The following is a 12,931-nucleotide window of genomic DNA, read 5'->3' on the forward strand; positions in this document are numbered from 1 at the left end:
AAGTGTAGCGGAATCTGGGAAGTTGTGAACATGTAGGGGCGGGTTTGACGACTAATGCTGCGGTTCAAACCATTAACTGAACTAAACCCGCCCCTACCAAGGTGTCCTTCCCCAGCTAAGAGACGTAGCATGTTACGTCTGGAACATTGCTCCCACTTACCATCCGCTCCTGAGCCTCCGCCAAGGCGCGTCGTACCTGATCAAATCCCGTCCCCCCATAACTGTTACGGGCAGAAACTACCTGAGTTGGTGCGATCGCGTCGTAAATATCTTCCTCAAAGGCGGGGTGGATTTCTTTCCACTCTGGCAAGGTTAAGTCTTTGAGCAGTTTACCTGCACCTAGACAGGTTCTCACCACTTTACCCACCAGGTTATAGGCTTCTCGGAAGGGAACCCCTTTGGTAGCCAAATAATCAGCCACATCGGTAGCGTTAGAGAAATCTTCTGCCACAGCTGAAGCGAGACGCTCAGGACAAAACTCTAGACCCTCCCGCAACAAAATTGTCATGGCTTCCAGACAACCTTTGACCGTTTTCACGCTGTCAAATAGCGCCTCTTTATCCTCCTGCAAATCCTTGTTATATGCCAAAGGCAATCCCTTCATCAGCACCAACATAGCTTGGAGATGCCCGAAAACCCGCCCAGTTTTGCCCCGTACCAGTTCAGGAACGTCCGGGTTTTTCTTTTGGGGCATAATACTCGATCCCGTCGAGCAATTGTCTTTGAGGGTAACAAAGCCAAATTCCTGAGATGCCCAAAGAATAATTTCTTCAGACAATCGGCTCAAGTGAACCATAATCAGACTCGCCGCCGTCAAAAATTCAATAGCAAAGTCGCGATCGCTCACACCATCTAAACTGTTGTGATAGACATCGCCAAACTCCAACAGAGAGGCGCTGTAATGTCGGTCAATAGGAAACGTTGTCCCCGCTAGCGCCCCACACCCCAAGGGAGAGATATTAACCCGGGGGTAAATTTCCCCCAATCGTTGCCAATCCCGTTGTAACATTTCCCAATACGCCAGCAAATGATGGGCTAAACTCAACGGCTGGGCGCGTTGGAGATGGGTGTAGCCAGGGATTAGTGTTTCGACATGGGATTGAGCCAAGTTGAGTAGAACCCCTTGCATGTCTCGTAACTGGGTACGAATTTGGGTGATTTTATCCCGCAAATAGAGCCGGGTATCTGTTCCAACTTGGTCATTGCGCGATCGCGCCGTGTGCAGCTTTTTCCCCACATCCCCGACAATTTCGGTGAGGCGTCGTTCCACGGCAAAATGAACGTCCTCGGCGTCAATACCGGGGTTAAATTTTCCCTGGCGGTATTCTGAACGAATTTGTTCTAAACCCTGCACCAGTTGCTCCGCTTCATCGGCTGAAATAATTCCGGTGTGGGCAAGCATTTTAGCATGAGCCACCGAACCCGTCAGGTCATACTCAATCAGTTCGATATCAAATCCAATACTCGCATTAAAACCTGCGATCGCCGGATGAAGTGCCGATTCAAATCGCTGGCTCCACGTTGTTTGTTCCGTCACAATACAGATTCCCTAGTACAAAAAGGCTTTTTGAAGGCAGAGGGAAGAGGGCAGAAGGCTGTAAGGTTTATGGTAGTTGCTTTTTCGCCTATTGTTAACGGGTAAGTTATTTCCGCGCCTGCTGCACTAATCCTGGGTTTTTTATCGTTTTATCGTTTATCCTCTTCACCAAGGACAAATGACCAATGATCAATCACCCAAACGAACTCATACCCCGAAAAATATAACCGATGATTAGACCAATCAAAAATGCCCAGACTTGACCCGATTCAATGAAATTATTAAACGCCTGTTGCATTTGACCCAAAACATCAGGATCTTCAATTTGTTGCGCTAACACCAGTCCATCGGTGAGCCATGGACTCATCAGGTCAATAAGCGGATGGAAACTATTGACAACAGACGCTAGAGCTTGCACTTCTACAACAGCCATGGCGATGATTACCTTAAATTAAATAGGTTACTCGGAAGATTTTACCTGCAACACGACCAAGGTCATATCATCACCGTTATGATTTTTTGCTCCCATAAACTGTCCCACCCGCTCAAACAGGTAGTCTAGAATGACTTGAGAGCCTTGGTGATGTTCACAAGCCCACTTAAATGCTTCAATCAAATTTTCCTCATCAAAGCGATCGCCATGTTGATTGGCAACATCGGTAAATCCATCAGTGTAATAAATAATCGTGTCTCCCTCATCGAGCTGGATTTGAGCATCTTCATACTCAGAATCTGCCTCCAAGCCAATCAGCATCCCTGCTGTATCGAGACGCTGGATAGAATGAGTAGACGCCTGCCATAAGAAGGGGGGATTATGGGCAGCATTGCTATAGGACAAAGTTCGGGTTTTGGGATCGTACTCCGAATAAAACAGAGTGACAAATCGATTGGAATTTTCTAGGTCAGCATACATCACCCGATTCAAATGTTCCAGGATGCGGGCAGGGGAGTGACGGTTGAGTACTTCTGCCCGTAGCATACCCCGCGTCATCGTCATAATTAAGCCGGCTGGCACACCTTTACCCATGACATCACCAATCACAACGCTCCAGGGTACAAATGCTTTGTTTTCATCAACATATTTATTATCACAAAAACCTAGCGGACGAAGCTGATCATAGTTAGTGGGAATAAAATCATAGTAATCACCCCCAACTCGACTTGCCGTCTGACACCGAGCCGCCAGTTCAATTCCTTTAATCGAGGGACATTGACGAGGGAGGAGGCGTAATTGGATTTCCGCGCCAATTTCTAACTCTCGATCTAAGCGTTCTTTTTTGCGAAGTTCTACAGTCAGTTCATCATTCGCGATCGCGACGGCTGTTTGATCGGCTACCAAACGCACTAACTTCTGTCGAGTTGGCGTCCAGCTATAATTCAGGTCATCAGTAAACACATACAAACGCCCGCGTTCGACATTTTTAATTAAAATGGGTGTGCCAAATAACTGAATATCTGTGTCTAAATAACGATTGACCCGATCGTCAAATGATGACCAAATTGCGTCCAACTGTTCTGGACTCATTGCCCATTTCCCGTCCTCATTGCCTTGAGCCGTGATCGTCTGAGTTGCCCGTTCAAGTGCTGGACGCAAGGTTTGACACTCTTGATTATCTTGGCAATGCATCTGTTCTAGCCGGAGTTGACCATTTGGTTTTAACAAAACCAATGCGCCTCCCTCTGTATCGGTTACCCGTGCTGACATCAAGGGAATTAATTCTAAAAATTGATTCAAATTGTTGAAGCTGCGTAAGGCAAATCCCAGCGAACTTAACAAATCTTGGATTTTGTGTTGTTCTCGGTGCAGGCAAGCCACAAGTTCTTTGAGTGCGGAAACGGGTGTTCTGTCAGAAGCAGCGATATAAGGCGTGCCATTCGCTGAATTAGGGGGTTGGCTGGGGAAGGGGCGTGCTGTCATCACATCAGGGTTTGGGAGCATCACTTTTTACTAAAGATATAGTCCAATCGGAGGTAGTCTCTACACTTATGGTCTTCAAGTAGCTATTGAAACACTTTTGACCATCCATGCTTCCATAACTAAGTTGCAAACGTCCGGACAGCCTTCTTGCAGGCATGAATAGGACAATATAAAAAGCGTGGGAAAATCCCGATGACATCCTATCTTAACGCTGTTGGTCTTTGGCGCTGTACTGAAGTCTGTTCCGGTTATTGTATAAGTATTTGACTGATTTTAGGTGTCAATCATAGCGCCAATTGAGTATTCTGCCAACGTCTATCCGGGGTATTCGTTCAACTCCTGCTTGTTTTTAATTTTCTATCAAGAGTCCAAAATCACGATTAGATCTTAATCCGCCTCACATCTATCTCACCGTTCGCTCATTTGGCTACTGAGTTACCCAAATGAGCGAACGGTGAGTCAGGAGTTTGCTGTTGGGGGCGGCACCGATGCCAAGGGTTACACGTTTCTACTCGCCGCAGGTCCTTTGTTTTCCGATCGCGTCGGTCCACCGATCAACTATCACGGGATTAGGGAAGGCGCTCCTTTAGACGCGATGAACAAGAGTACCCAGATCCTTTACAATGTGATGGTCAATGAGATTGAAATTGAGCCTTCTGAAGCGACGTTGGAACTGTATCGATCACGTGCAAATAAGAGCAAACTTCCTCAGGCTTTTAAGGGTCATCAATTCAATTTTTAAGTTAGCCGATAACTGGGACATGGTCTAGCGGTGCGAGCGTGCTAATGGTACACCCGAATGTAGTTGACTTTTTATGGGAAGGAGCGTGCCCTTCCTGTTAGGACACATCATTTATGTAGAGACGTTGCGTGCAACGTCTCTACATATTTGACTTATGGGGATTGACAAATTCTTTAATTTATGAAGTATAGCAACTCCGATAGATGTCATTGACAAGTTGCACTGTCTATGAATGAAATAAGTCCAAAAAAAGGCAAATTTTTTGACTCAAAAAAAAGTTGTGTTAGAGGGTTGCCATTGAGAAATACAGGAGATATTTTAGGTAGAAAACAGCCGTTATTAATTGAGACACAGAGACGGATCATGCTTGCCGTAAGCAAGTAAAAACGGATCTCAATCGGTCTAGATATAAGCGGTAATTGAGCAATTCCGGAAAAATTGCTAGGTACATTTGTGCCAACTGGCGATCGATTAGGGAAAAGGCTTTGTGTTTTTTGACGACCTAAACTAACAAGGAAAGACAAGTATCTCATGTTCGACATCACTCGCCATCGTTTTTTTTAGATGGCAGCCAGCCTATTGCTGAGCGTTCTGCTTTTGTTCACGTCAAGCGTTAAACCTGCTTTCGCCCTAATTGGCGATCCCGGTCCCTATCCTTACGGTGATATCGAGGCAATTATTGCCAATGTTCCCACAGGCGATCGTTGGCTTCAACACATGGAAGAAGAGTTGCTGCCGTTTGAGAATTTTGACTTATACTCTTTGGGATGGTACACTTACCAAGTTGAGCGAATCCAAGATTGGAATAAATGATACAAATTTCTGAACGGATTCAAAATTTAAACGAGTCTCCTATTGTTACATTTGCCGCTTTAGCTAGCAATTGTCCAGGTGTGGTCAGTTTAAACAGTGGCTCCCCAGGTCATGGAGTAATTCCTGGAGTGCAGCAGGCAATTCATCGGGTTGGCGCAAAGGAAATCTCTGTTTACCGCACACCTCACTATGGTTCCTTGAACGCCCGAAATGACGCCCAGCAATACTTCCAACAACGGTACGGGCTGGAGTTTGATCCCAACCAGGAGATTAATCTAACAACTGGGTTTACTCATCTATTTCACTGTCTTTGTACAACGATTATCAACCCAGGAGATACAGCACTTTTTATCGAACCGTTTTTTCCCCAGTATGAGCAACCCCTGGCTTTAGCCGGCGGTAAAATGGTGGTTATCCCCACTCAGGCAAAGCATCGCTGGCAACCCCAGCCAGAGGCAATTAAAACAGCATTGAACCATCATCCCGATGCTAAGATGATTGTTTTCAATTATCCCAATAACCCCTCTGGTGCCACCCTCTCGGAAGATGATTGGAATGCAATTATTGATATCTTGATTGAGGAAATGACCAGAAGGGAGCCGCTCAAACTATCACTACCTCTGGTTTTAATTGATGAAGCCTATGTTCCCCTGTTTCATCATGGAGAAATCAATGAACATCCCACCTTTGGTCTGACATTACATAAACGACTTCAGCAGGCACAAGCATCAGAACTTGCCTCCCTCCATCAATTAATGGAATCTGTGCTGATCGCTTGTACCCTTTCTAAACAAGGTACGGGGGGGACATTGCTGGGTTTGGGGGCGTCGAAGAATGTCAAATTGCTGGAGGCAATGCGAATTCCGCAGAAAGCTACCGTGATTAACTCCAATGCGATGGGAGAAGTCGCATTAAGTGCTGTAATTCAACCCGATCCTCACAAAACCATTGAATGGGCGGGAAGTCTTTATGAAAGTCGATTGAATCAATTGGCACTAGGTTTGAATGCCATTTTTGAGAAATGTAATCTAACCCATTCGGGGGAGACTCAGCTACCGCCAGCCAGCTTTGTTTCTGAGGCAGGAATGTATCTTTACGCCAATTTTTCTGCCTTAAAAGGTTATCAGGTGACGGCGGATTTCCGGGAAAAATTGCAAGTGCTAGCTGACGGTAAATTTAACCTAGAATCGTTGTATCGGCAAAACCAGATCAATACTAGCTTGGAAGTAGCATTATGGTTGTTAGTGGCAGCGAAAGTTTCGACAGTACCCATAGGCAAACCAGAGGATTGCTATCTACGTTTTTCGGTTGGTTTACCCCAATCCGTTGGGGAAACGGATACTAAGATGGTTGATCGGCAGAAAACTGAAGCCCAAGGTAAGCAGTTAATTAGTCAAGCCCTGGCTCAAATTGAACTAGCCTTGCCACAACTTGTATGCTAAGTTGTCTTTGTTGCAATTAATATAGAAAACTGGCTTATGTCTAGAAAACAAATAGAAACGATAAAACTGAAACCAGAAACCCAAAAATTAATTGCCGATTACTTTATGGATGTAGCCCGTAAAGGCTATGATGTTCAGGACTTTGATACCCAACTAAAATATGGGGGAACCAAGCTTTCTCTCTGCCAACAGCAGGGATATTATCCCAACTGCAATCTGGTTGTTCTGAAAAAATTAGGCTATGCGATTACCGAAATCCTACAAGAAAAGGGGGAGCAAGCCGCCTTAGATTGTTTTCAAGCTTACCGGGAACTTTTTTCGTCAAATAACAAGTGCCAAGCGGGAAATGAGCCGGCTATTCCCTATGTTCAGAAAATAGAATTTCTCCCCAAGGATCTTTTTGCCGACATCGATCCCGCTGATTTAATTGCGCCCAATGGGTTTCGGATTCCCGCACACCTGAATACTTGGGCAGAAATCCAGCATTATGCAGCAAAATTGCTGGTACCAAAACTCCTCTTGGCTGCAATTTGTGGAATCCACAACCAATTTCCCTGGATGGATCTCGACATGGATCTCAACTCCACCATGCACACCATGCGCCCTGATCCAGATAAATATCATGTTAATGCTGGCTATGGCGGTGGCTATATCAAGCAGCACACTGATGGCTATTGGAATCAGCGGAGTAATGTGCCGCTGATTATCGTTTTTCTCAGCATTAGTAATCCCAATCGGGAACCAACGGGTTTTATTCCGGTAGAGGCGATTTTTCGGATTCCCTCTCCAAATTCTCCAATTTACGACTCTTGGCGTGCTATCTTTCAGGATTTAATTCCACCGGATCAAACCCCAGCAGAATTTGTTAAATGGGTGGTTGAACAAGCGACTAAACCTCAGTTTTCCTTTGTTATGGGTGTATTGGGTGGGGATGCTAAACGTGGAGTTTATGAGACTCCTCTGTTAGAAAAAGATCCTAACTATGGGGGCTACTTATTCAGAGCCAAATCAACGTTTCAGTCGGCTAATCCAGAGGCAGCACCTGTGGTAGAGTTCACTAATCGCATGATCGAGTTTTTGGGAAATGAGAACGTAGCCAATACATACCTGGAAGTGTCTCTATCATCGGGAGAAGTCTATCTGGCGCTCAATGGTGCCGGATTATCTATTGATGCCAATCCCGACTATGAAGCCGATGGTTATGCCTACCCGGTAAAGGGAGCTGCAACAATTCATGGGCGGGGAAAACTGGCAACCATTGATGGTAAAATTGACAGAACCTTGGCACGGGGTAATAGTTTACAAACTCCGGAACGAACCTTTTACGCTCCCAATGATGGCGCAGAGCTGCTGTTGGAGGAGTTAAAAAAATGTGCCGCTGCTCCGGATCGGGTATGCCTAGATCGAAATCAGTTCTTTCCCGACAAAGGAGTCGTCAGTAACCTGCTCCAAGCCGGTATTCGGGGTAACGAATTAAAACGATAACTTAGCCAGGTAAAATCTAGCTAAGCTGACAGGATAATTGGGCGATAGTTGGAGAGCAATTTATCACTTTGTGTCTCCAATTTATGCCTAACATCAGCCAAGCCCAAAAATTACTTTGGAGGAATAGAAACAGAAACGATGGGTAAGTCTTCAGCAATTGATACATTTAATCAAAGCTATTTTGCCAGAAAAGATGTAGACCTTTATTACCGCAGAGTTCTCAGCGAGCATTCCCATTGTGGCATCTTTGAACATCCGGATGAAGATGTGCATATTGGTAAGAAGCGGACAACAGAATATATGGCATCTCTGCTGACATTGAACCAAGAGAGTCACCTGCTGGATTTGGGTTCAGGATATGGTGGCGCCGCCAGATATATCGCCCAAAAATACGGCTGTCAGGTATCTTGTTTGAACCTGAGCGAACAACAAAATGCGATTAATGTTGAACGGAATCAAGAAGAGGGGCTGAGTGATTTAGTTACAGTTTATCAGGGTAGGTTTGAAAGTCTGCCCTTTCCCGACTCGACATTTAATGCAGCTTGGGCGCAGGATTCCCTCTTTTACAGCGATACTCAATTGCAAGCGTTTCGAGAAGCCCATCGAGTTTTAGTTAAGGGCGGTGAATTTCTAGCCTGCACGTATTTTTTCAGTGGGGATTATCCTACTGAGGCAGAGGTGAATAAGGTGGTGGATTGGTACACGGGTGGAGGAATTCACCAAGTCTATTTTTTACACCTCAATGATTATCGAGAGGTTGCCCAGGAAATTGGGATGTCTGAAGTCCAAGTTATTGACTTAACCGATCATGTTTCGGTGAACTATTTGCAAATCTTGAAAAAGATGGAGGAAATTCAGGCAAGTGAGCAGCTTTGGAGTCAAGAGTTTTTTGAAAAGAAAAAGCAACGCCTGCTTGATTGTGCCCAAGTGGGCAAAAGTGGCTTGATTCAATGGGGAATGTTGCATTATCGGAAAGAAAATTAGGCAATCGCGTCGATGATAAACATAAGGACTGCATTCAGTCCTTAACTAACTACTTTTTCCCTCTAATAGTACTACCAAATTTTTTAGTTCTGACCCTCTAGATATAGCAATCATAAACAGGTTGTAACAAATCAAAAACTAGAAAAAAACTCTCCTCCTCTTGCCCATTCCCGAAAAGCGGAAAGATTTTGGACAGGAATCAAATAGGATTGCTATATCGTCCTATTCTAATGTTTTGGCATCAGCAGTGTATTAATTTTTGTATAAGGAGATTTATATGGCAAGTTTGATGGAAAATTTATCCCACACTTATCGTTCTCTACCTCGTTGGGATATGGCTGAAGATATTAAGGGAGTGAGGAATTGTATTTCTAACAAAAATTATCGCGCCATTATGAGTGGTGACTGGGATTCTGAAGAAACCCTCCGGGAAGCACTTAATGATATGGATGATCAAGAGTACGCTGAGTGGTGTCTGGCTCAAAATAAAAAATTCCGAGAAATAGCAATTAAAGACCAGCTCCTGTACGACGTAGTTTCAAGATATCGCCACCACATCATTGACCATGGCGGGATGTGTGCCGAGTTTGGAGTATTCCGAGGACATTCAATAAATAAATGTGCCAGCATAATTCCCGAACGCCAATGGTACGGTTTTGATAGTTTTGAAGGGTTTGAAAGTGACTGGAATACCTATCAAGACAATTACTCTGTTCACAAAACAGCCTTTTCCTTAAAAGGGGGACTACCCAAGCTTGAACATGAAAATATTTCTCTAATTAAGGGTTATTATAGCCAATCACTACCAAAATTCCTATCGGGTTTGACACCGGATCAGTATTTTTCCTTGGTTCATATCGACTGTGATATCTTTGAAGCGGCAAAATGCATATTCCAGAATCTGGGAAACCGATTTATTCCCGGTACGATTATTGTCTTGGATGAATCAGTAGGTTTGTGTGGTATTTCCGATGTTCTCAAAGCCTTTTATGATTTTGTTCGTACCAACGATATAAAATTTCAATGGTTAGGTAGTGGCAAAGGACCGAATGAGTTTACTGTCTTAGATCGAGGTTGGATTATGACCCACTGGCTATTTGCCTATAAAACTGGAATGTGTTCATCAGCTTGTATTTTGCAGTAATTGGGATTTAATGTCATGGACTGTTTGAGTATTGCCCAGGCGGCAAAAAAATGTGCGCCAACTCTAGCCAATGCTTCAACGCAACAGAAGAATGCGGCATTGTTGCGTATGGCAGAATTATTAGATGCTCATCGTACTGATTTAGTAGCCGCCAACCAAGTCGATGTAACAGCGGCTAAAGACGCAGGTAAACCTGCTCATTTAGTGGCTCGCTTACTGTGGCCTAATGAAAAAATAGATGCTCGGATTAGAGCTTTACATAAAATTGCCGCTTTGCCTGATCCTGTGGGCGAGTTTTTTGAGCCGATTGCTTGTGCTAATGGACTCAAAGCCTTTAAGATGCGAGTGCCATTAGGGGTAATTTTAATGGTTTACGAAGCTCGCTTGCATGTAACAGTAAATGCGGGGGCGTTTTGCCTTAAATCAGGAAATGCGGTTATTTTGAGAGGGGGTTCGGAAGCGAAAACCTGTAACCAGTTGTTAGGAAAATTGTGGCAAAAGGCTTTATCTGATGCCGATTTACCCACTGATGCTATTCAGATGGTGATTGGTTCCCATGAACAAGTGCATGAGTTTCTGCAACTGAGTGAAGAAATTGACTTGGCAATTCCTAGAGGTGGGACGAGATTAATTGAAGCGGTTACGGCTGCGTCGAAAATTCCTTTACTGAAGCATTATAATGGGCTTTGCCATGTTTATATTGATGCTGGGGCAGATTTAGCTCAAGCGTTGGACATTGCCATAGATTCTAAGTGTTTGATGCCAGAGGTTTGTAATTCCATGGAAACACTGCTGGTACATCGCGCATTTACTCCAGAGTTGGATAAAATTGTGGCTGAGTTTCGTGCCAATGACGTGAAGGTAAAGGGATGTCCGGTGGTTTGTACGGCTGTACCTGATGTGGATGCAGCTACGGAAGCAGACTGGCGCACAGAATATCTTCAGTTAGTGGTTTCGATTCGAGTTGTTGATAGCTTGGAGGCGGCAATATCCCATATTAACCATTTTGGCTCTCAACATACGGACACTATTGTCACTGATAGCTATCACAGAGCCGACCGTTTTGTCAAGGAAGTTGATTCCTCTGTGGTGTTAGTGAATGCATCAACCATGTTCAATGATGGTGCCACGTTGGGCATGGGTGCAGAAATTGGTATTGCCACGGGGAAACTGCATGAACGAGGTCCGGTAGGTTTACAGGGGTTAACTAGCTACAAATTTGTGATTCGTGGCTCAGGACAAATTATGGGTGAAGCGGGTATTCCTTAATGAATGTGCACGCAACCAGAAAAATGAGTAAGTACTCTAATTTTACCACTAACCTTAAAGAGCACCGCTGGAGACGTTCTACCGGAACGTCTCTACGAATCCGATGTGTCCTAACTGTCTTGGCGACTGCTATAACTTAGTTATGTTATGTATAAATTTTTTCAGCAGGGTTTTCAACAAGCAGCTAATCACCCCTTCGAGGGTAGGCGGATTGGTGCGGAGTTAAAGTTTCCCTTGGTACAGCGCCAAACCGGGAAAGCCGCATCACTCACAACTGTAAACTCTCTTTGGCAACACTTAGCCCAGCAAAACTGGAATGTTATTAACGATCCCCTAACTCATAAACCTGTGGGTGCGAGTAAGCCGGGGGAATTTAATCATACGGTGGCTGGTTATGCTATCGGCTTTTGTAATTTAGAGTTTGCTCTCGCCCATACTGGAGATTTACACGCTTTGGAGCAACAAATTAATGCTCTGGTGACAGAGCTTGCCCCATTTGCTGATGCTCACGATGTGAGTTTTTTGGGGTATGGAATTCAACCTGTCACTGAGCCGACTCCTGAGTATAGGGCGCCAAAGCAACGTACTTTGTTTGATTGGAATGCGATTTTCCCCAGGGAATATTTGTTTACCGTAAGTGCAGAGAGTCACGTTCATTTGAGTATATCTTTTGAGGAAGCAATTCCGGCAACAAACATCTTAAATGGTTTTGCCGGAGCGCAGATTGCTCTGATGGCAAACTCCAGTATCTGGAAGGGTAAGGTGGATGATACTTACCAATCTGTAACAGAGAAGATTTATGATTGGTGGATTCCCGATGGCAAGACGGTGGGTATACCCAGGAATTCTTTTAATGACTTGGAAAGTTATGCTGACTTTGTGGCCAATTTATCCCCTGTGTTTGTTTATCGGAACCAAGAGCCAATTTTAATTAATCACTACTCCAGTTTTGCTGATTATTTTGAACGCGCCCAAGCTATCGGTTATTGGTTATCGGGTGAGGAGATGGAAATTGAGCCGCTACCAGAGGATGAGAAATTACATAATTCGTTCTACTGGTTTACCGCTCGGATATCCCGATATTTCACGATGGAAAACCGACTTTGGGATCAACAGCCTCCGGGGGATTTAATTTGTCCTGCTGCACTGAGTTTAGGGTTGCTGAGTGCCTTAAATGAAGCCCAAGAAGAGTTGAGCCACTATGACTGGGTAACACTCAAATTGATGCGGGAAGCCGCACTGCAAAAGGGATTAGCGGGGAGGGTTGAGGGAATTGCGATCGCGGATCTGGCGAAACGGATGCTGGAACTAGCCACTCTGGGGTTAAAACGGCGGGGATTAGGGGAAGAAAAATTTCTGGATAGCCTGCAACAGCGATTGCTTCTCCGGCAAAATCCTGCTACTCTAGCCAGAGCGTTATTTAACAAAGGGGGTATCCCAGCATTGGTAGAAGATCGAGATATTTGTAGGTACAAAAATCTTAACTAAAATTCAATTCAAGACAATAGCAAAGGGAACAGGGAACAGGGAGTAGTAAATAGGGTATCAAAATTCTATAGATTACTACACGGATTGCTAAAAATTACTTGTAAATATT

General features: G+C 44.5%; 11 protein-coding genes. 8 read left to right on the top strand and 3 right to left on the bottom strand.

What is annotated here, in order from left to right; all coding sequences use genetic code 11:
* Positions 1-115: 115 nt before the first annotated feature.
* From argH to ACLGGO_RS20230, 3 genes are all read right to left on the bottom strand, one after another.
* Positions 116-1,537, bottom strand: a complete 1,422-nt coding sequence (gene argH / locus ACLGGO_RS20220; RefSeq protein WP_446420655.1) for an argininosuccinate lyase — start codon at positions 1,535-1,537, stop codon at positions 116-118.
* 193 nt (positions 1,538-1,730) lie between these two features.
* A complete protein-coding gene (locus ACLGGO_RS20225; RefSeq protein WP_446420656.1) occupies positions 1,731-1,970 on the bottom strand; it encodes a hypothetical protein in 240 nt (79 codons plus the stop codon).
* Positions 1,971-1,997: 27 nt separating this feature from the next.
* The gene (locus tag ACLGGO_RS20230; protein ID WP_446420671.1) at positions 1,998-3,455 is read right to left on the bottom strand and encodes a SpoIIE family protein phosphatase; all 1,458 of its coding nucleotides are present in this window, start codon (positions 3,453-3,455) and stop codon (positions 1,998-2,000) included.
* A gap of 454 nt (positions 3,456-3,909) precedes the next feature.
* Between ACLGGO_RS20230 and ACLGGO_RS20235 the strand changes: the two genes are divergently transcribed.
* The 8 genes from ACLGGO_RS20235 (at position 3,910) to ACLGGO_RS20270 (ending at position 12,822) form a co-directional block, all read left to right on the top strand.
* Positions 3,910-4,197, top strand: a complete 288-nt coding sequence (locus ACLGGO_RS20235; RefSeq protein WP_446362389.1) for a hypothetical protein — start codon at positions 3,910-3,912, stop codon at positions 4,195-4,197.
* A gap of 564 nt (positions 4,198-4,761) precedes the next feature.
* Entirely contained in the window at positions 4,762-5,010 is a 249-nt protein-coding gene (locus ACLGGO_RS20240) for a hypothetical protein (RefSeq protein ID WP_446420657.1), read from the top strand.
* Complete coding sequence (locus ACLGGO_RS20245) at positions 5,007-6,452, top strand: pyridoxal phosphate-dependent aminotransferase (RefSeq protein ID WP_446420658.1); 1,446 nt, start codon at positions 5,007-5,009, stop codon at positions 6,450-6,452. The genes ACLGGO_RS20240 and ACLGGO_RS20245 overlap by 4 nt, the downstream gene beginning before the upstream one ends.
* A gap of 36 nt (positions 6,453-6,488) precedes the next feature.
* Positions 6,489-7,937 (top strand): hypothetical protein, encoded by a 1,449-nt coding sequence (locus tag ACLGGO_RS20250; RefSeq protein ID WP_446420659.1) that lies wholly within the window; start codon positions 6,489-6,491, stop codon positions 7,935-7,937.
* A gap of 138 nt (positions 7,938-8,075) precedes the next feature.
* Positions 8,076-8,921 carry an SAM-dependent methyltransferase gene (locus ACLGGO_RS20255; protein ID WP_446362385.1) on the top strand — a complete coding sequence of 282 codons (846 nt, stop codon included), beginning with the start codon at positions 8,076-8,078 and terminating at the stop codon, positions 8,919-8,921.
* A gap of 277 nt (positions 8,922-9,198) precedes the next feature.
* Complete coding sequence (locus ACLGGO_RS20260) at positions 9,199-10,065, top strand: hypothetical protein (protein WP_446362384.1); 867 nt, start codon at positions 9,199-9,201, stop codon at positions 10,063-10,065.
* 15 nt (positions 10,066-10,080) lie between these two features.
* Positions 10,081-11,334 (top strand): glutamate-5-semialdehyde dehydrogenase, encoded by a 1,254-nt coding sequence (locus ACLGGO_RS20265; RefSeq protein ID WP_446342337.1) that lies wholly within the window; start codon positions 10,081-10,083, stop codon positions 11,332-11,334.
* A gap of 147 nt (positions 11,335-11,481) precedes the next feature.
* A complete protein-coding gene (locus ACLGGO_RS20270; RefSeq protein WP_446362383.1) occupies positions 11,482-12,822 on the top strand; it encodes a glutamate-cysteine ligase family protein in 1,341 nt (446 codons plus the stop codon).
* Positions 12,823-12,931: the final 109 nt, after the last annotated feature.

The sequence above is a fragment of the Coleofasciculus sp. genome, from assembly GCF_046565525.1.
Taxonomy (GTDB): Bacteria; Cyanobacteriota; Cyanobacteriia; order Cyanobacteriales; family Coleofasciculaceae; genus Coleofasciculus.

What these genes read in the sequence shown, in the direction of transcription:
- ACLGGO_RS20225 (WP_446420656.1), bottom strand. Translation starts at nt 1,970, where the DNA reads ATGGCTGTTGTAGAAGTGCAAGCTCTAGCGTCTGTTGTCAATAGTTTC.
- ACLGGO_RS20230 (WP_446420671.1), bottom strand. Translation starts at nt 3,455, where the DNA reads ATGACAGCACGCCCCTTCCCCAGCCAACCCCCTAATTCAGCGAATGGC.
- ACLGGO_RS20240 (WP_446420657.1), top strand. Translation starts at nt 4,762, where the DNA reads ATGGCAGCCAGCCTATTGCTGAGCGTTCTGCTTTTGTTCACGTCAAGC.
- ACLGGO_RS20245 (WP_446420658.1), top strand. Translation starts at nt 5,007, where the DNA reads ATGATACAAATTTCTGAACGGATTCAAAATTTAAACGAGTCTCCTATT.
- ACLGGO_RS20250 (WP_446420659.1), top strand. Translation starts at nt 6,489, where the DNA reads ATGTCTAGAAAACAAATAGAAACGATAAAACTGAAACCAGAAACCCAA.
- ACLGGO_RS20255 (WP_446362385.1), top strand. Translation starts at nt 8,076, where the DNA reads ATGGGTAAGTCTTCAGCAATTGATACATTTAATCAAAGCTATTTTGCC.
- ACLGGO_RS20260 (WP_446362384.1), top strand. Translation starts at nt 9,199, where the DNA reads ATGGCAAGTTTGATGGAAAATTTATCCCACACTTATCGTTCTCTACCT.
- ACLGGO_RS20265 (WP_446342337.1), top strand. Translation starts at nt 10,081, where the DNA reads ATGGACTGTTTGAGTATTGCCCAGGCGGCAAAAAAATGTGCGCCAACT.
- ACLGGO_RS20270 (WP_446362383.1), top strand. Translation starts at nt 11,482, where the DNA reads ATGTATAAATTTTTTCAGCAGGGTTTTCAACAAGCAGCTAATCACCCC.